Source organism: Halomonas sp. M1 (assembly GCF_029581375.1).
In the GTDB taxonomy this organism is placed as follows: domain Bacteria; phylum Pseudomonadota; class Gammaproteobacteria; order Pseudomonadales; family Halomonadaceae; genus Vreelandella.
The window spans coordinates 2648409-2668220 of sequence record NZ_CP121119.1 but is presented as its reverse complement, the minus strand read 5'-3'; the positions used below and the strand labels follow the sequence as shown (position 1 = coordinate 2668220).

The 19812-nt window shown below is 54.4% G+C and carries 13 protein-coding genes and 4 tRNA genes; 3 read left to right on the top strand and 14 right to left on the bottom strand.

Annotation, left to right across the window (positions count from 1 at the left end):
• Window positions 1-100: 100 nt before the first annotated feature.
• The 14 genes from rpoC to P8S54_RS12220 all read right to left on the bottom strand — a co-directional run bounded on the left by rpoC (window position 101) and on the right by P8S54_RS12220 (window position 14829).
• Window positions 101-4315: a DNA-directed RNA polymerase subunit beta' gene (rpoC, locus tag P8S54_RS12285; RefSeq protein WP_009098971.1), complete on the bottom strand. Its 4215-nt coding sequence runs from the start codon at window positions 4313-4315 to the stop codon at window positions 101-103.
• A 10-nt stretch (window positions 4316-4325) separates the two neighbouring features.
• Window positions 4326-8402 carry a DNA-directed RNA polymerase subunit beta gene (rpoB, locus tag P8S54_RS12280; RefSeq protein ID WP_281441975.1) on the bottom strand — a complete coding sequence of 1359 codons (4077 nt, stop codon included), beginning with the start codon at window positions 8400-8402 and terminating at the stop codon, window positions 4326-4328.
• A 355-nt stretch (window positions 8403-8757) separates the two neighbouring features.
• On the bottom strand, window positions 8758-9126 hold the full coding sequence (gene rplL, locus P8S54_RS12275; RefSeq protein WP_009098968.1) for a 50S ribosomal protein L7/L12: 369 nt from the start codon (window positions 9124-9126) through the stop codon (window positions 8758-8760).
• A gap of 100 nt (window positions 9127-9226) precedes the next feature.
• Complete coding sequence (rplJ, locus tag P8S54_RS12270; protein WP_009098966.1) at window positions 9227-9730, bottom strand: 50S ribosomal protein L10; 504 nt, start codon at window positions 9728-9730, stop codon at window positions 9227-9229.
• 299 nt (window positions 9731-10029) lie between these two features.
• Window positions 10030-10722 (bottom strand): 50S ribosomal protein L1, encoded by a 693-nt coding sequence (gene rplA, locus P8S54_RS12265; RefSeq protein WP_281441974.1) that lies wholly within the window; start codon window positions 10720-10722, stop codon window positions 10030-10032.
• Window positions 10723-10724: 2 nt separating this feature from the next.
• Entirely contained in the window at window positions 10725-11156 is a 432-nt protein-coding gene (gene rplK, locus P8S54_RS12260; RefSeq protein ID WP_009098963.1) for a 50S ribosomal protein L11, read from the bottom strand.
• Window positions 11157-11279: 123 nt separating this feature from the next.
• Complete coding sequence (gene nusG, locus P8S54_RS12255) at window positions 11280-11813, bottom strand: transcription termination/antitermination protein NusG (RefSeq protein WP_009098960.1); 534 nt, start codon at window positions 11811-11813, stop codon at window positions 11280-11282.
• 8 nt (window positions 11814-11821) lie between these two features.
• On the bottom strand, window positions 11822-12205 hold the full coding sequence (secE, locus tag P8S54_RS12250; RefSeq protein ID WP_009098958.1) for a preprotein translocase subunit SecE: 384 nt from the start codon (window positions 12203-12205) through the stop codon (window positions 11822-11824).
• 72 nt (window positions 12206-12277) lie between these two features.
• Window positions 12278-12353 (bottom strand) — tRNA-Trp (locus tag P8S54_RS12245).
• A gap of 152 nt (window positions 12354-12505) precedes the next feature.
• Window positions 12506-12580 (bottom strand) — tRNA-Thr (locus tag P8S54_RS12240).
• A 20-nt stretch (window positions 12581-12600) separates the two neighbouring features.
• A tRNA-Gly gene (locus P8S54_RS12235) sits at window positions 12601-12674 on the bottom strand.
• 108 nt (window positions 12675-12782) lie between these two features.
• Window positions 12783-12866 (bottom strand) — tRNA-Tyr (locus P8S54_RS12230).
• 143 nt (window positions 12867-13009) lie between these two features.
• Complete coding sequence (locus P8S54_RS12225) at window positions 13010-13849, bottom strand: type III pantothenate kinase (RefSeq protein WP_009098957.1); 840 nt, start codon at window positions 13847-13849, stop codon at window positions 13010-13012.
• A complete protein-coding gene (locus tag P8S54_RS12220) occupies window positions 13846-14829 on the bottom strand; it encodes a biotin--[acetyl-CoA-carboxylase] ligase (RefSeq protein WP_281441973.1) in 984 nt (327 codons plus the stop codon). The genes P8S54_RS12225 and P8S54_RS12220 overlap by 4 nt, the downstream gene beginning before the upstream one ends.
• Before the next feature lie 226 nt (window positions 14830-15055).
• Between P8S54_RS12220 and P8S54_RS12215 the strand changes: the two genes are divergently transcribed.
• From P8S54_RS12215 to P8S54_RS12205, 3 genes are all read left to right on the top strand, one after another.
• A complete protein-coding gene (locus tag P8S54_RS12215) occupies window positions 15056-16021 on the top strand; it encodes a tripartite tricarboxylate transporter substrate binding protein (protein ID WP_281441972.1) in 966 nt (321 codons plus the stop codon).
• 238 nt (window positions 16022-16259) lie between these two features.
• The gene (gene typA, locus P8S54_RS12210; protein WP_281441971.1) at window positions 16260-18101 is read left to right on the top strand and encodes a translational GTPase TypA; all 1842 of its coding nucleotides are present in this window, start codon (window positions 16260-16262) and stop codon (window positions 18099-18101) included.
• Between the two features lie 274 nt (window positions 18102-18375).
• Entirely contained in the window at window positions 18376-19812 is a 1437-nt protein-coding gene (locus P8S54_RS12205) for a sodium-dependent transporter (RefSeq protein WP_009097653.1), read from the top strand.

The following is a 19812-nucleotide window of genomic DNA, read 5'->3' as shown; positions in this document are numbered from 1 at the left end:
TCTGACCCTAGGTGACGTCAAGTCTTGCCGGCGGTTTAACCGGCAAGATGGCGTCATTAAGGGCCAGAGTCTCGTTTTTGCTCGTTGTTATTACCGCTACTTACAGCTCGTCGTCTGAATCAAGAGCGGTCAACTGAGCACCAAGCTCTTGCTCTACCTCGGTCGCCGAGGGGTTGAACAAACGCTCAACGTCTTCGCGCTTGCGACGACGCTCGGCGTGGTGAGTCAGACCGGTACCTGCCGGAATCAGACGTCCAACTACCACGTTTTCTTTCAGGCCACGCAAGTAATCGCGCTTGCCGGTTACCGCTGCCTCGGTCAGTACGCGGGTCGTTTCCTGGAACGATGCCGCGGAAATGAACGACTCAGTGGCCAAGCTGGCCTTGGTAATACCCAGCAGCATACGTTGATACTTGGCTGGGAATTTCTTCTCTTTTTCAAGACGTTCGTTCTGCTCCAGCACACGAACCAGCTCTGCCTGATCGCCAGTGATGAAGTCAGAGTCGCCGGAGTCGGTGATCTCTACCTTACGCAGCATCTGACGCACAATCACTTCGATGTGCTTATCGTTGATGCCTACACCTTGCAGACGGTAAACATCCTGTACTTCAGCCGTAATGTACTTCGCAAGCTCCGCGACGCCGAGTAGGCGCAGAATGTCGTGGGGGTTACTTGGACCATCAGAGATGACCTCACCCTTTTCAACAGCCTCGCCCTCGAAGACGGCAATTTGGCGCCACTTCGGAATTAGCGCTTCAAACGGGTCGCCAGACTCCGGGGTAATCGTCAAACGACGCTTGCCCTTGGTCTCTTTACCAAAGCTTACTACACCGCTGATTTCGGCCAGGATCGAGGACTCTTTCGGCTTACGCGCCTCAAACAAGTCAGCAACCCGTGGCAGACCACCGGTAATATCTTTGTTCGCCGACGCCTCTACCGGAATACGCGCGACCACTTCACCAACGCCGATGGTCGCACCATCGTCGACAGAGATAATCGAGTTACCCGGCAACAGGTACTGTACTGGCGTATTGGAACCGGACACAGCGACATACTCGCCCGACGCGTCCTGCAGCATTACCATGGGGCGCTTATCGCGACCCGCCATCGGACGTGCTGCCGACTCGATAACTTCGATAGACGAAAGACCGGTCATCTCATCGACGGTACGGTGCATGGTGACACCTTCGTCAAGATCGATGAACTGCGCCTTACCCTCTACTTCGGCGATAACAGGGTGAGTGTGCGGGTCCCATTTTGCGACGACAGCGCCGGCATCAACGACTTCACCATCACGTACGGAAAGCTCAGCGCCGTAGGGCAGCTTGTAGTACTCACGCTCACGACCGTGGTCGTCGGCAACGGCCAGGGCGCTGGAGCGAGAAACCACCACCAGCTTACCGTCGGCACGCTCAACGTGCTTGATGTTGTGCAGACGCACCTTACCGCCGTGCTTGACTTGAACGCTGTCAACAGCTGAAGAGCGCGATGCCGCACCACCAATGTGGAACGTACGCATGGTCAGCTGGGTACCTGGCTCACCGATGGACTGGGCAGCTATGACACCGACTGACTCACCGATATTCACCTGATGACCACGGGCCAGATCACGTCCATAACAGGAGGAGCACACGCCATGGGCGGTTTCACAGGTGATGGTCGAGCGAACGATAATCTCGTCGACACCCATGGTGTCAAGCTCAGCGCACCACTTCTCATCCAGCAGTGTGCCGCGCGGAATCAAAATATCATCATTGCGGGGGTCCACAACGTCGATAGCTACCACACGGCCCAGTACGCGCTGAGACAGCGGTACGATGATGTCGCCACCTTCGATAATCGGGTGCAGCGTCAAGCCTCTTTCGGTACCACAGTCGGTCTCGGTGATGACCAGATCCTGGGCTACGTCCACCAGACGACGGGTCAAGTAACCGGAGTTAGCCGTTTTCAGGGCCGTATCCGCAAGACCCTTACGTGCACCGTGGGTCGAGATGAAGTACTGAAGTACGTTCAGACCTTCACGGAAGTTAGCGACGATCGGCGTTTCGATGATCGAACCATCCGGCTTAGCCATCAGACCACGCATACCCGCCAACTGGCGGATCTGGGCAGCAGAGCCACGAGCACCGGAGTCAGCCATGATAAAGACGCTGTTGAACGAGTCTTGCTCAACTTCGTTGCCTTCACGATCGATGACGGTCTCTTTAGAGATACCCACCATCATCGCTTTGGCGACTTTATCGTTAGCCTTGGACCAGATATCGATAACCTTGTTGTACTTCTCACCCGCCGTTACTAGGCCAGAAGAGAACTGGTCTTCGATCTCTTTAACTTCCGCTTCTGCAGCATCAACAATCTCAGTTTTCGCCTCGGGAATAACGAAATCGTTAACACCGATAGAGGCACCCGACCACGTTGCTAAACGGAAGCCGGTATACATCAGCTGGTCAGCGAAGATGACGGTCGGCTTCAGGCCGGCGCGACGATAAACTTCGTTGATCAGGCTGGAGATCGCCTTCTTCTTCATCGGCTGATCGATCAGCGCAAACGGCACGCCTTCCGGCAGAATGCGGAACAGCAGTGCACGACCTACCGTGGTGTCGTAAATACGGCGATGGAAGCTACGCGCACCGGTTTCTTCTTCGATATCAATTTCGTCTAGACGCACTTTGACGCGGGCGTGCAGCGACACAGATTGCGTACCAAACGCGCGCTCTACCTCATTGAGGTCAGAGAACACCATGCCTTCGCCTTTGGCGTTGATCTTTTCGCGGGTCATGTAGTAAAGACCCAGAACAACGTCTTGAGACGGCACAATGATCGGCTCGCCGTTAGCAGGCGACAGCACGTTGTTGGTGGCCATCATCAGCGCACGCGCTTCAAGCTGGGCTTCCAGGGTCAGCGGTACGTGTACCGCCATCTGGTCGCCGTCGAAGTCGGCGTTATAAGCGGCACACACCAGCGGGTGCAGCTGAATCGCTTTACCTTCGATCAACAGCGGCTCAAACGCCTGGATGCCCAAACGGTGCAGCGTCGGCGCACGGTTAAGCAGTACCGGGTGTTCGCGGATAACGTCAGCGAGGATGTCCCATACTTCCGGCAGTTCGCGCTCGACCATCTTCTTCGCGGCTTTAATCGTGGACGCATGGCCCAGCGACTGCAGCTTGGAGTAGATAAACGGCTTGAACAGCTCCAGGGCCATTTTCTTCGGCAGACCACACTGGTGCAGACGCAGGGTCGGACCCACGGTAATCACCGAACGGCCTGAGTAGTCTACGCGCTTACCCAACAAGTTCTGACGGAAACGACCCTGCTTACCTTTGATCATGTCGGCGAGCGATTTCAGCGGGCGCTTGTTAGAGCCCGTGATCGCACGGCCGCGACGACCGTTGTCCAGCAGCGCATCCACCGCCTCTTGAAGCATACGCTTCTCATTACGCACGATAATATCCGGCGCATTCAGATCAAGCAGACGCTTCAGACGGTTGTTACGGTTGATCACACGACGGTAAAGGTCGTTCAGATCAGAGGTCGCGAAGCGGCCGCCGTCCAGCGGTACCAGCGGACGAAGATCCGGCGGCAGCACAGGCAGCACTTCCATGACCATCCACGCCGGCGCATTGCCGGAGTGGTAGAACGCTTCAAGCAGCTTCAAACGCTTAGAGAGCTTCTTGATTTTGGTTTCGGAGTTAGTCTGCGGAATCTCTTCACGCAGATGATTAATCTCTTCTTCCAGATCAATGTCTTTGAGCAGTTCTTGAACGGCTTCAGCACCCATGCGGGCGTCGAAGTCATCGCCGAACTCTTCCAGCGCTTCGAAGTACTGCTCATCGTTCAGCAGCTGACCACGCTCCAGCGTGGTCATGCCTGGATCGATAACCACAAAGCTTTCGAAGTAGAGCACGCGCTCGATATCACGCAGGGTCATATCGAGGAACATGCCGATGCGCGACGGCAGTGACTTCAGAAACCAGATGTGAGCAACCGGTGATGCCAGTTCAATGTGCCCCATGCGCTCACGGCGCACGGCGGCTTTAGTGACTTCAACGCCACACTTCTCACAGATAATACCGCGGTGCTTCATGCGCTTATATTTGCCGCACAAACACTCATAGTCTTTCACTGGGCCAAAGATCTTGGCGCAGAACAGGCCATCCCGCTCCGGTTTAAAGGTACGGTAGTTGATGGTCTCGGGCTTCTTCACCTCGCCGAAAGACCAGGAGCGAATCATGTCCGGCGACGCCAGGGTAATCTTGATCGCGTCAAACTCTTCGGACTGAGATTGCGATTTGAGTACTTTCACCAAATCTTTCATGGAACGGCTCCTAGCTCTCTAACTCGATATCGATGCCCAGCGAGCGGATTTCCTTCACGAGTACGTTGAAGGATTCCGGCATGCCTGCCTGCATGGTGTGGTCGCCATCCACGATGTTTTTGTACATCTTGGTGCGACCTTCGACGTCATCCGACTTGACGGTGAGCATCTCTTGCAGCGTATACGCGGCACCGTAAGCTTCCAGCGCCCACACTTCCATCTCACCAAAGCGCTGACCACCGAACTGCGCCTTACCACCCAAGGGTTGCTGGGTAACCAGCGAGTAAGAGCCGGTAGAACGGGCGTGCATTTTGTCGTCTACCAAGTGGTTAAGCTTCAGCATGTACATGTAGCCAACGGTGACCGGGCGGTCAAACGCATCGCCGGTACGCCCATCGTACAGCGCCATTTGGCCTGACTCAGGAATGTCCGCAAGTTTCAGCAGGTGTTTGATTTCATGCTCTTTAGCACCATCAAACACCGGCGTTGCCATAGGCACACCGCCCTTAAGGTTCTTCGCCAGCGCGATCACTTCTTCATCGCTCAGAGAATCAAGATCCTCGGTGCGGCTACCAGGCGTATTGTAGATCTGACCCAGGAAGTCGCGAATTTCAGCCACTTGCTGGCCACGGGCATCGCGCAGCATCGCTTCAATTTTCATGCCCAGACCACGGGCCGCCATACCTAGGTGGGTTTCCAGGATCTGACCCACGTTCATCCGCGATGGAACACCCAGCGGGTTTAGTACCACATCGACCGGCTCGCCCTTCTCGTCGAACGGCATATCTTCGATGGGCATAATCGCCGAGATAACACCTTTGTTACCGTGACGACCTGCCATTTTATCGCCGGGCTGGATGCGACGCTTAACCGCCATGTAAACCTTAACGATTTTCAGCACGCCCGGCGCAAGATCGTCGCCCTGGGTTAACTTGCGCTTCTTATCTTCAAAGCGCTCGTCCATTTCTTTACGGCGATTTTCTAGCTGCTCGTCGGCCTGAGCCAACAGCTCGTTATAGGCTTCATCCTGCATACGCAGCTTGAACCACTGCTGACGCGGCAGCTCGTCGAGGTAAGCCTCGTCAAGTACGTCACCTTTCTTAAGGTTCGGGCCGCCGTTAACGGCTTGTCCTTCCAGGGTACGCTTTAGACGCTCAAAGGTAGCTTCTTCGGCAATACGGTAGGTCTCCTGGAGATCCTTACGCACTTCGTCGAGCTGCATCTGCTCGATGGCCAGGGCACGTGAGTCTTTCTCAACGCCGTCACGGGTAAACACCTGAACGTCGATGACGGTGCCTTTCATGCCTGTCGGGGCACGCAGCGAGGTGTCTTTAACGTCAGACGCCTTCTCACCGAAGATAGCGCGTAGCAGCTTCTCTTCCGGCGTTAGCTGGGTTTCACCCTTAGGCGTTACTTTACCGACCAGAATGTCGCCGGGGCCAACTTCAGCACCAATATAGACAACGCCTGCCTCATCCAGCTTGCCCAGCGCCGATTCACCTACGTTGGGAATATCCGCAGTGATCTCTTCTGGCCCTAACTTGGTGTCACGCGACACACAGGTCAGTTCCTGGATGTGAATCGTGGTGAAACGGTCTTCCTGTACCACCCGCTCAGACAGCAGGATGGAGTCCTCGAAGTTGTAACCGTTCCAGGGCATAAACGCGATGCGCATGTTCTGACCAAGCGCCAGATCGCCCATATCCACAGACGGGCCATCGGCAAGAATATCGCCACGGGCCACGCTATCACCAGGGCGCACGATGGGGCGCTGGTTCATACAGGTGTTCTGGTTTGAACGGGTGTATTTGGTCAGGTTGTAGATATCAACACCGGCTTCACCGCCGATGATTTCATCTTCGTGAACCCGCACAACAACACGACGCGCATCAACCGAGTCGATTACACCGCCACGGGTGGCTACGGCACAAACGCCGGAGTCGCGGGCAACGAAACGCTCCATCCCGGTACCTACTAGCGGCTTATCAGCACGCAAGGTGGGAACCGCCTGACGCTGCATGTTCGCACCCATCAAGGCGCGGTTAGCATCATCGTGCTCAAGGAACGGGATCAGCGCTGCTGCTACCGAGACTACCTGACGTGGCGACACGTCCATCAGCGTCACTTGCTCAGGACGCATAAAGGTTGTTTCGCCACGGTGGCGTACCTGAACCAAGTCGTCACTCAGCTTGTTGGACTCATCAACGGCCGCAGACGCCTGGGCGATGACGAAGTCGCCCTCTTCAATCGCTGACAGGTGAACGATATCGTCAGTCACCTGACCTGAATTAACCTTACGGTAAGGCGTTTCCAGGAAGCCGTAGCTATTGGTGTGACTGTACGTTGCCAACGAGTTGATCAGACCGATGTTCGGGCCTTCCGGCGTTTCGATCGGACACAGACGGCCGTAGTGCGTCGCGTGTACGTCGCGCACCTCGAAACCAGCACGCTCGCGGGTCAAACCACCCGGGCCGAGTGCAGAGACACGGCGCTTGTGGGTAACCTCAGAGAGCGGGTTGTTTTGATCCATAAATTGAGAGAGCTGGCTTGAACCAAAGAACTCTTTCACCGCCGCCGCAACTGGCTTGGCGTTGATCAAGTCTTGAGGCATCAGGCCTTCGCTTTCCGCCATGGAAAGACGCTCTTTCACCGCACGCTCAACGCGCACTAGACCGACGCGGAACTGGTTCTCAGCCATTTCGCCAACACAGCGAATACGGCGGTTACCCAGGTGGTCGATATCGTCAACATCGCCGAAGCCATTACGGATATTGATCAGCTCGCGCAGCACATCCAGGATGTCTTTGCGATCCAGTACACCAGAGCCTGTATCGGTATCACGACGCAGACGACGGTTGAACTTCATACGGCCAACGCCCGACAAGTCGTAGCGGTCTTCGCTGAAGAACAGGTTGTTAAACAGCGTCTCAGCAGCCTCTTTAGTAGGCGGCTCGCCGGGGCGCATCATGCGGTAAATTTCCACCAAAGCTTCAAGCGCGGAGTTCGTAGAATCCAGCTTCAAGGTGTCGGAAATAAATGAACCGCAGTCAAGGTCATTGGTGTAGAGCGTTTCAATATCCGTGATGCCGCCCTGAGCCATGCGCTCAAGAACTTCAGGCGTAATTTCCGTATTGCAGGGGCAGATCAGCTCGCCGGTTTTGGTATCGATCTGATCTTTTGCCAGCGTCTTGCCGAACAGATACTCCATCGGCACTTCCAGACGCTCAAGACCGGCTTTTTCAAGCTGGCGAATGTGCTTCTGGGTAATCCGACGACCCTCTTCAACAATCGTCTCGCCGCTGTCATCTTTGATATCAAAGGTGGCGGTTTCACCACGCAGGCGCGAGGGCACCAGCTCTACAAAGAAGCCGGTTTTCTCGATATGGAAGACGCTCGTTTCAAAGAATTCGTTAAGAATCTCTTCGGTGCTCATTCCCAGGGCACGCATGAGTACCGACGCCGGCAGTTTGCGGCGACGGTCAATACGTACAAAGACGTTGTCCTTGGGGTCGAACTCGAAGTCTAGCCAGGAACCACGGTAAGGAATTACGCGAGCTGAATAGAGTAACTTGCCCGACGAGTGGCTCTTACCTTTATCGTGATCGAAGAACACACCGGGCGAACGGTGGAGCTGGGAAACGATAACCCGCTCAGTACCATTGATGACAAAGGTACCGTTCTCGGTCATCAGGGGGATTTCCCCCATGTAGACTTCCTGCTCTTTAATATCCTTGATTGCCTTGTTCGACGAGTCGCGATCATAGATGATCAAGCGAACCTTGACGCGCAGCGGGGCGGAATACGTCACGCCACGCAGCTGACACTCCTTCACATCGAACGCCGGCGTGCCAAAGCGGTAGCTGACATATTCCAGCGCCGCATTGCCGGAGAAACTTTCAATCGGGAACACGGACTTAAACGCCGCGTGCAGGCCGATTTCGTGACGCTCGTCAGGCGAACGATCCTGCTGGAGAAAGTCGTAGTAGGAATCAAGCTGGATGGCCAGCAAGTAAGGCACATCCATCACTTGGGGCAGTTTGCCGAAATCCTTGCGGATGCGTTTTTTCTCAGTATATGAGTAAGCCATCTGTATTCCCCAGCTTGTTCACCATGGGTGACCGATGCGTGGTCATCTGCCCCGCGGGCGTTTCAGACGCAGACAGCAAGCTCCTAAATCGGTAGCTCGCCGTCAAAAATCTTGATAGATAACAGTGTTACAGTAGTGCTGTTCACGCTTCGCTATCGCTTACGTTTACCATCACTCGCGCTTCACAACTTACGCTTCACAACAACGGTCTTACTGTGTTTACTGCTATTTCGCAGCTTTCCTGCTCGTCCTGCACTGCGTGAACAATACATTACAACAGAAAAAGGCCGACAGCGGGATATCCCGCCGCCAGCCGTGGAAGCTTACGCAGCGCGTAAAGCCATCAGCACAAGAATTACTTGAGCTCGACGCTTGCGCCTGCTTCTTCCAGCTTGGTTTTAGCTGCTTCAGCATCTTCTTTAGACATTGCTTCTTTGATCGTCGCTGGTGCGCCGTCAACGGCACCCTTGGCTTCTTTCAGGCCAAGACCAGTGATTTCACGAACCGCTTTGATGACGTTAACTTTCTTGTCACCAGCAGAGGTCAGAACCAGGTCAAACTCGGTTTGCTCTTCAGCAGCTTCGCCAGCAGCAGCCGGGCCAGCCATAACAGCGGCCGCAGCAGATACGCCGAACTTCTCTTCCATCGCTTCGATCAGCTCGACAACTTCCATTACGGACATGTCGGCTACAGCATTGATGATATCGTCTTTGGTCAGTGCCATTGTCTCATTCCTAACTTTGCGGGAGGCTCGGTATAACGAGCGCTCAGGGTTCATTGCATGATTCGAGCAGCATTATTACGCTGCGGACAAAAAGGCCTGCTTATGCGGCTTCTTCTTGCTTCTGGTCGCGCAGGGCGGCCAGGGTACGAACCAGCTTGCCAGCGGAAGCTTCTTTCATTACCGACATCAACTTGGCAATTGCTTCGTCGTAAGTCGGTAGGGTTGCCAGACGGTCGATGTCAGCAGCCGGAATCAGCTCACCTTCGTAGGCCAACGCCTTCACTTCGAAGTTCTGATCTTGCTTTGCGAACTCTTTGAACAGACGAGCGGCAGCGCCCGGGTGCTCAGTAGAGAAAGCCAGCAGAGTAGGACCAACAAAGCTCTCATTCAGGCACTCCCACTGAGTACCTTCGAGGGCGCGGCGTGCCAGCGTGTTACGAACAACACGAATCTGGACGCCATTCTCACGCGCTTGCTTACGCAGATCGGTCATTTTACCGACCGTTACGCCGCGAGAATCGGCAACTACGACGGAGAGTGCGCCTTTGGCCGCTTCACTGACCTCGGCAACAATCGCTTTCTTGCCTTCAAGTGCTAGTGGCACAGTGATCACTCCTTCGTGCCGGAACCCACAACAGGCTCCGGTGGTTACCATCTCTTCCAAGCCATTAACCACCTAGCCTGAAAGCCTTAGGGGATGGTGCTCACCAGAAAGCGGTTAGCTAAAAAGCGTTAACCAACTGGCGGCCACACCATCTGCGCAGGCGCTGTTAAGGCAATTAAGCCGCGCTCAAATACTGCGCGGCACCTGCGGTCTTTGACGGCGCCCCGTTGGGCCTAAACCTAAACGGGGGACCGCAAAGTTCTTGCTCGGCTCTTACTAAAAACCTACCAACAACCCGCTTATACAAGCGCAGAGTGGTCGATGGTTAAACCCGGGCCCATCGTAGTGGACAGGGTAACTTTCTTGACGTAAATACCTTTAGAGGAGCTCGGCTTGAGCCTCTTCAGGTCAGCAACCAACGCTTCCAGGTTGCCCTGTACCGCGGTTACGTCGAAATCAGCTTTACCCAACGTCGTGTGGATAATGCCGTTTTTATCGGTACGGAAGCGAACCTGACCGGCTTTGGCGTTCTTAACCGCAGTCGCCACATCAGGCGTTACGGTGCCAACTTTGGGGTTCGGCATTAGGCCGCGCGGACCAAGAATCTGACCCAACTGACCCACAACGCGCATCGCATCAGGAGAAGCAATGACCACGTCAAAGTCCATCACGCCTTTCTTAACTTGCTCAGCCAGATCTTCCATACCTACGATGTCAGCGCCTGCTTCTTTTGCAGCATCAGCGTTAGCACCTTGCGTAAAGACCGCTACGCGTACGTCTTTGCCAGTACCGTTAGGCATAACGGTAGCGCCACGTACTACCTGGTCAGATTTACGCGGATCAACACCCAGGTTGATCGCAACATCCAGGGACTCCTTGAATTTAACGGTAGACAGCTCGGCGAGCAGCGTAACCGCTTCTTCAAGAGAGTAAGCTTTGTTCGGGTCTACTTTCTCGCGAATGACCTTCGCGCGCTTAGATAGTTTAGCCATGATCAAAGACCCTCCACGTTTAGGCCCATGCTACGAGCGCTGCCAGCGATGGTGCGCACCGCAGCATCGAGATCAGAAGCCGTCATATCAGGCTCTTTGGTTTTGGCGATCTCTTCAAGCTGCTCACGAGTCACTGTGCCTACTTTCTTCTTGTTCGGCTCACCAGAACCCGATTTGATGCCGGCCGCTTTTTTCAGCAGAACGGCAGCAGGCGGTGTTTTGGTAACGAACGTGAAGCTACGGTCAGAGTAGACAGTGATCACGACAGGCGTCGGCAGGCCAGGCTCAATTTCTTGAGTGGCAGCGTTGAACGCCTTACAGAATTCCATGATGTTCACGCCGTGCTGACCCAGTGCTGGGCCTACGGGCGGACTAGGATTGGCTTTACCTGCAGCAACCTGCAGCTTGATGTAAGCCTGTACTTTCTTGGCCATGGTAAACACTCCAGTTGGGTAATAGCGCCTTCCGGCTCCCCGGTACGCGCGAAGCAGCGCTTGGCTGCTTCACATAAATCCAGGGTGGCACACTATGTGCACCACCCTGTTACTTTATAAGCTTTACTCTTTTTCCACCTGGGAGAACTCAAGCTCCACTGGTGTCGCACGCCCGAAGATTAATACACTAACCTGCAAGCGGCTCTTGTCGTAATTCACTTCTTCAACAACGCCGTTGAAGTCGGCAAACGGACCATCAACAACGCGAACAGACTGACCCGGCTCAAACATTGTTTTGGGCCGCGGCTTATCGGTACCGTCTTTCACCCGGCGCAGAATAGCATCTGCTTCACGGGTAGTAATGGCAGCTGGCTTCTCTTTGGTTCCGCCAATAAAGCCCATTACACGAGGCGTTTCATTGACAAGGTGCCAAGTTTCGTCGGCCATTTCCATCTCGACCAAAACATAGCCGGGATAAAACTTGCGCTCACTCTTACGGCGCTTACCGTCGCGAACCTCAACCACTTCTTCCGTCGGCACTAAGATCTCACCAAAGCGATCTTCCATGCCATACATTTTCACCCGCTCGATAAGCGAGCGCATGACATGCTTCTCGAAGCCGGAATAGGCGTGGACGACGTACCAACGTTTGGACATGAAAACTCCTAACCAATGACGCCGGACATTGCCCAGCTAAGAAGAGTATCGATCAACCACAGCATCAACCCAACCACTAGCACCGCGACCAACACAATTGCCGTGGTCTGAACAGTTTCGGGACGGGTCGGCCACACAACGCGCTGAATCTCTTTCTTAGCGCTTACGGCAAGCTCTACCAGATCGCGGCCTTTGGCTGTGGTCAGCGCGATCAAACCTGCAATCGCACACAGAACCACCACGCCCAGCACGCGGTAGAGAAGGCCAACATCAGCGAAATAGGTGTTTCCAACGACTGCAACGACAAGCAGCGCTACAACCGCCGCCCATTTGAGCCCGTCATGGCGCGACTGTTGCACCTCTTCGCCATGTTTTAAAGAACTAGGCTTCATAAAAACGAGACTCCCAAGGGTGCAGCGAGCGACAAAGGAATTCTTGAAAAGACATACCAACCTGGGGAAGGTTGGCAGGCCAGGAGGGAATCGAACCCCCAACCTGCGGTTTTGGAGACCGCTGCTCTGCCAATTGAGCTACTGGCCTGTATCGTCATTTGCGCAGACAAATGCCTACGCAACAGCGGGCGCCATAATAGCGGAGAACACTCCACCTGACAACCCTTACACCTAACCTTTGGCGCAAAACACCAGAGGCGAAGACAAAAAAAGCGAGCTCTGCTCGCTTTTTCTGCAATATGGAGCTCATGGACGGAATTGAACCGTCGACCTCACCCTTACCAAGGGTGTGCTCTACCCCTGAGCTACATGAGCTAAATACAAAACAAAAAACTTGGAGCGGGCGGCGGGAATCGAACCCGCACCATCAGCTTGGAAGGCTGAGGTTCTACCATTGAACTACGCCCGCCGAACTCGCCTTTAGAATGACAGCCCGTTGCACGAGAAACAGTAGCTAATGCCCGCTTACCGGCTTTTCATTCTCAAGCAGCGCACTATCATTGCTGCTCGACAAAATTGGTGGAGAGGGAAGGATTCGAACCTTCGAAGCTTTCGCGGCAGATTTACAGTCTGCTCCCTTTGGCCACTCGGGAACCTCTCCAGCTGTGGCGGCACATTATGCCAGCCTCCAACGCGGTGTCAAGCCTGCAAACCCGTTATTTATCATAGCTTGCCGATAACTTAACGTGCTGGCTATTGCGCTATCTAGGACGCGCCTTCCGCCTTGGAACGCGCTGCATTCTGTCAAAGCAACATGGAGAATGCAAGGCCCGCGCGAATTTTTTCTAGCGACACTGGCTCAGGTACCCGCGGGGCACCCGACATTTTACCGGCTCGCTCAGCAAAGGTCAGCGGGAAACTGGCCTCCAAACCACCGTACACCATATCTGGCCATACCGCATGGGGCACCTGCACGCCTCGCGAGATTACCCGCGCATCACCACCAGTGAGCATCATTGGCAGCGCAACCCCCTGCTGGTCACACACTTCGCTGTAAATGCGATTGATCGCACTCACCGCCGCCATATAGATACCGTGGTTAACCGCATCGACGGTGCGGCGCCCAGGCTCTAGCAGTGCATCGGCTTCGCTTTCAGGGTCGATCGCCACATTTTGGGTGCCAAGCTTTAGGCTCTCTTTCATGAGACGTAGGCCTGGAACGATAAACCCGCCGAGGTGCGCCCCACCAGGCAGCACAAAATCGATGGTAATAGCGCTACCGCAATCCACCGCGCAGCAGCCGCCTGCCAACTGGTAGCCCGCTAGCGCTCCCATCCAGCGATCAACCCCTAGACGGCCGGGTTCATCATAGCCATTAATTACGCCTAAGGCTTCAGCCGTAGAGTGCGCCACATGCACATGGCGCACCTGACGACGTAGCAGCGTGACGGTATCCTCTAATACTGCTGTTCGGGCAACGCTTGAAATGCGCACGGCCTCTACAACGTCTAAATCAGGAATGTCTGCCCCAGGGCGCCACTCGTCTCGCGTCCAGACCGCCCCCCGCGAGCGTATTTCGCTGCTCTCGGCATCTTTTAGCCGCCATTTTGACAGCGTGTTGCCGATATCCAGATCCAAAATCATAGGCGCCTGCGTACACTGATCTCACCGCCCGATAGGCGACGCGAGTGGTCATTTTCGGTAACCCATAGGTTACCACTCTCATCCACATCCCCGGCGATTGCATCGCTGACACGCTCACCCTGGATGACGCGAATAGGCTCTCCTGCATAGGCATGGCGTTTGTTCCACTCATCACGCCACGGACCAAAGCCTACCCCCTCAAACGCCGCCAACATGCCAAGCAAGCCCGCGACCACATCTGCGGCGAGCAGGTTACGCGAAATACCTGCCTTGGCGTCAAAGAGAGCAGCAACAGGCTGGTCGATAGTCGCGCGCAGGCTATCCGGCAGAGACAGGTTCATACCGATGCCGATAACAACTTCGCAGGGGCCCGCGGCATCCCCCGTCACTTCAATTAAAATCCCTGCCAGCTTACCAAGCTCATCACCCTGCTCGGCGAGCAGAATATCATTCGGCCATTTCAGCTTTGGAGAAACGCCATACTGTTCAAGCACCTGGGTAATTACCACGCCTACTGCGAGGCTAAGACCTTCCAGCGCGTGGACGCCGGACTCAAAGCGCCACCCAATTGAGAGCATTAAACTTTGCCCCCAGGGCGTTGACCAGGCGCGCCCTCGGCGACCACGACCTGCGGTTTGCAGTTCCACCAAGCACACCTCTCGGTGACCAGCTCCTTGCAGAAAACGCTCACGCAGATACTCATTACTAGAAGCAAGCTGATCTTCCACAAACAGGCGCGCCAATAAATGGCGTGCTTGGGAAGGCAGATGCTCTACGATCCTCGCGCCCACAAGGGGCTCTAAAGGATAGGCCAGCCGATAGCCTCGACCTTTGACGGCAACTAACTCTACGCCGAGCGCTTCTAGTTTCTTAAGCTGCTTCCACACGGCGGCTCGTGAAACGCCTAACGTCTCACCTAGCTGTTCACCGGAATGAACCTCGCCATCGCTTAACAAACGCATCAAGTTACCGATGGTCATGTGCCTGCCCTACCAAAAAAAACAATCTTACCGGATATATAAAAGTGTCGGAAAGCATTGAGATTTCGATTTTATTTTTAGCGTCGAAGTCAACCCCTGCTTAAAGGGTCGTCTTTTTAGACTTTATGTCTACTATAAGAACCAGGGTACCAAGTTCCATTTTATCGTTATGAAGCACTTGGTTACGCCATCATTTTTGTATCTATTAACAATTAGGGATAGCGGAATGTTTAATAAGAAAATACTTGCCACTGCAACACTTGCACTTACGATGAGCTTCACCGCCCAGGCTGACAGCCAATTTCCTTCCGGCCCACTGACACTGGTGGTCGGTTTTGCTGCAGGCGGCAGCACGGATATTCAAGCGCGAGTATTGGCTAATGTGCTATCCGAGGAGCTTGGCCAACCGGTTAACGTGGTTAACCAGCCAGGCGCTGGCGGTGCGGTTTCGCTGACGCGCTTAATGCACAACCAGGATGAAGGCCATACCTTTGTTTACGCTGGCACAAATGGCACGCTCACGTTTGCCCCGCATGCCCATGACACGGACTTTACGCTCGACGACTTTCGCTACGTTGCCAGTATAACGACAGTGCAACATGCATTAGTGACAGGCAAAGATCGTCCGTTTGGTGACAGCTGGGAAGACTTGATCGAATACGCGCGGGAAAATCCAGGCACCAGCTACGCCACTCAGCACGCTCTGGACAGGCTGGTGATTGAGTACATCATGGAACAGGAAGGACTCGATCTACGCATTGTACCCACCGCTGGCGGCGGCGGCATGGCGCCGCTGATTCTGTCTGGCGACGTTGACTTTGCGTACAGTGGCGGCACCCACTCGGGCTACGCTGATAGCGGAGAAATGCCTGTTCTTTTAAGCATGGACGGTGAGCGCTTATTCGCTTACCCCGACGCCCCCACCGTTATGGAAGCTGGCTACGATATCGACACATCTGATTTTCGTGTCGTGGTCGTCCCTAAAAACACACCTGACAGCCATGTCGAACGACTAGCAGATGCCCTTGAAGCGGCAACACAAGATGAACGCTTTATCGAAATCACCGAAGAACGGATATTGATGCCCGTGCATTTCCGCGGCGAAGAAGAAGCCACCGAGATGCTTTTCTCGCAGTCAGAAAACTACCGCGAATTGCTAGACCGCATGGGTGGCGTACCGTCTGACGATTAACCCAACTCACTGAATATACGTTGATACAGCGCCCTCAGATATCACCATCCAGAGGGCGCTATGCCCTTGTTATGCTTATATTATGCTTATATAAAACGCTAACTACGTTTCGAACATGCAAAGAAACTATCCCGCCAGCAGCTTAGTAGGTACAATGCTCGCCCATTTTCCCTAACCGCGCCTAGGGACTCTTAAAAAATGTATCCATAGGTGCCAATCTAATCGATAGAGCTTCCCTATGAGCATTACCCCGTCAATTGATAATCTTCGCAACATTGCCATCATCGCTCACGTTGACCACGGTAAAACTACCCTGGTAGACAAACTGTTAAGCCAGTCTGGCACGCTCGACCGCAAGGCCGAAGGCCAAGAGCGCGTCATGGACTCCAATGACCAGGAGAAAGAGCGCGGCATTACTATCCTGGCTAAAAATACGGCCATCCAGTGGCAAGATGGTAGCGGCAAGGATTACCACATCAACATCGTGGATACCCCTGGGCACGCCGATTTCGGTGGTGAAGTCGAGCGGGTTATGTCCATGGTGGACTCGGTACTGCTTTTGGTAGATGCCGTTGATGGCCCCATGCCGCAAACGCGCTTTGTTACCCAAAAGGCGTTCTCCCAGGGCCTCCGCCCGATCGTGGTTGTCAATAAAATTGACCGCCCAGGCGCACGACCGGATTGGGTTATCGACCAGATTTTCGATCTTTTCGACAACCTAGGCGCTACCGACGAGCAGCTCGATTTTCCGATTATCTATTGCTCGGCACTAAACGGTATCGCTGGCATGGATCCGGAAGAGCTGGCCGACAACATGGATCCGATGTTCCAAGCAATTGTGGACATCGTTGAGCCGCCTAAAGTTGAAATCGACGGCCCTTTCCAGATGCAGATTTCTGCCCTGGATTACAACAGCTACGTAGGCGTTATCGGCCTTGGTCGCATCAAGCGTGGCTCGGTGAAACCTAACCAGCAGATTTCAGTCATCAGCGTTGACGGCACTACGCGTAAGGGCAAAATCGGTCAGGTCATGACCCACATGGGTCTTGAGCGTGTACAAACCACCGAAGCCACCGCGGGTGATATCGTCTGCATTACCGGCATCGAAGATCTATCGATCTCTGACACGCTGTGCGACCCGAGTGCGATTGAAGCACTGCCGCCGCTGTCCGTTGACGAACCGACCGTTTCGATGACGTTCCAGGTCAACGACTCACCGTTCGCCGGTAAAGAAGGCAAGTTCGTCACCAGCCGTAATATTAAAGATCGTCTAGAACAAGAACTTATTCACAACGTGGCGCTTCGCGTTGAGCAGGGCGAAACCCCGGAGAAATTTAAAGTTTCCGGCCGTGGTGAGCTACACCTGTCGGTACTGATTGAAACCATGCGCCGTGAAGGCTTCGAGCTAGCCGTTGGCCGCCCAGAAGTCATCATCAAAGAGATCGACGGCGTTAAGCAAGAGCCTTACGAAGAAGTCATCATCGACTGTGAAGAGCAGCACCAGGGCTCAATCATGGAAGAGCTTGGCTACCGCAAAGGCGAGATGACCAATATGAACCCGGATGGTAAAGGCCGCGTTCGTTTGGACTTCATCATTCCTGCTCGTGGCTTGATTGGCTTCCGTGGCCAGTTCCTGACGCTAACCTCAGGTACCGGCATTCTGACCAGCCGCTTTGATCACTACGGCCCGCTGAAGCCGGACGCCTCTATCGAGCGTCGCAATGGCGTATTGGTCTCGATGGTCGGCGGCAAAGCCCTAGCGTATGCGCTTTACGCTCTGCAAGAGCGCGGTAAGCTGATTATTGATCACGCCACCGAAGTGTACGAAGGCATGCTTATCGGTATTAACAACCGTGCCAACGACATGGTGGTTAACCCGACCAAGGGTAAAAAGCTCGATAACATGCGCTCAACGGGTAACGATGAAAACATCGTGTTGACGCCGCCGATCAAGTTCACCCTTGAGCAGGCCATTGAATTCCTGGATTCCGATGAGCTGGTAGAAGTCACACCGACCCACATTCGTCTGCGTAAGAAGCACTTGACGGAAAACGAGCGTAAGCGTTCTAGCAAGAAATAAGCTTTAGCAAATAAGCGTTAAGAAAGTCCCCAGAAACCCGCCTTAGTGCGGGTTTCTCTTTTGTAGACTGTTTACCTGCCCACTTAGCTTTCCCATACCACGCCAAGTGGTTCAATTAACGCAGCCTAAACGCTAGTGGGCTGGAAAGCTTATCCGTTCTATCGCAAAGTAGCGCTAACTTCAGCACGGCCCCGGCCCGCTGGCATCTTGCAATTCATACAGGTGTTTGGTTTAAGACATCTATCCAACCACCAGCACATGGGCACACCTTCACATGAGCGGTCACAACGTCTGGACTCACAAAGGCACCTTTTTATTGGCAGCAGTTGGCTCTGCCGTCGGCCTTGGCAATCTCTGGCGGTTTCCTTACCTCACCGGTGAAAACGGCGGCGGGGCGTTTATTTTAGTTTATGCCTTAACGATTTTTGCTGTGGGCATACCCATTTTGATTGCCGAAACCATGCTCGGCCGTACCAGCCGCCAAAGCCCGATTATGGGCATGCGACACTTAACCAAAACCCATAAAACCTCACGCGCATGGGAATCCATTGGCTGGCTGGGGGCAGCATCGGCCTTTCTGATTCTAAGTTTTTATTCGGTTATTGCAGGCTGGGCACTGCACTACACTTGGCTGATGCTGACAGGCGAGCTAGTGGGGGCGGATGCACAGACCATTGGCGACGGCTTTAATGCGCTGCTGGCGTCACCCGGGTTAATGACGCTCTACCACACGCTATTTATTGCCGCCTCGGCCCTGATTGTTGCCATGGGCATCCACAAAGGCATTGAAGCGGGCCTGCGGATTATGATGCCAGCCCTGTTTGCCATTTTAATTCTGGTGCTTATCTACGGGATTATTAACGGTGATGTCGGCGCAGCAGCCAGCTTCCTGTTTACCTTCAACATCAGCGACCTAAGCCTTGAGGGCTGGCTACAGGCCATGGGCCAATCGTTCTTTACACTCAGTCTTGGTATGGGTGCCATCATGGCTTATGGCGCATACATGTCCAGCGAGGCCTCGCTAACCCGCACCGCCATTGCCGTCGCATTTGTGGATACTGCCGTGGCGATGGTGGCGGGTCTGGCGATTTTCTCGCTGGTATTTGGTGCAGGTCTTGAGACTAGCCAGGGCCCGGGGCTAATGTTTGTCACGCTACCGCTGGCCTTTGCCGATATGCCGTTTGGTGCGCTGGTGGGCGGCGTCTTCTTCATCTTGGTGCTGGGCGCTGCGATCAGCTCGTCTATCTCGCTGATTGAGCCGGTGGCAGCCTTTTTAGTCGAGCGCTTTGATATGACTCGCCCCCAAGCGGTCACGATCATGGTTATCGCGGCCTGGGCGATGGGGCTACTCACCGTGGTGAGCTTCAACGTATGGGCTGAGGGCACTATCTTCCACACCCTGTTTGGACGCAGCGCGTTTGACTTCATCGAGCTATTAACCAATATCTTTATGCCGCTGGGCGGGCTGATGATTGCGCTCTTTGCAGGCTGGGCGCTTACCCAAAGCGAAGTCATGAAAGAGCTGGGCACCAATAAAACCTGGTTCATGGTGTGGCGGTTTTTGGTGCGTTTTGTTGGCCCGGCAGCCGTCTCGTTTGTTTTTTTACGCACCATTCCTTACGTGGAAGGCTACGTCATCCCCACACTTGGGGCGCTCATCATTGTCGGTGCATTTGCGCTTAGCCAACGGCTGCGCAACTCGGCTTCCTAA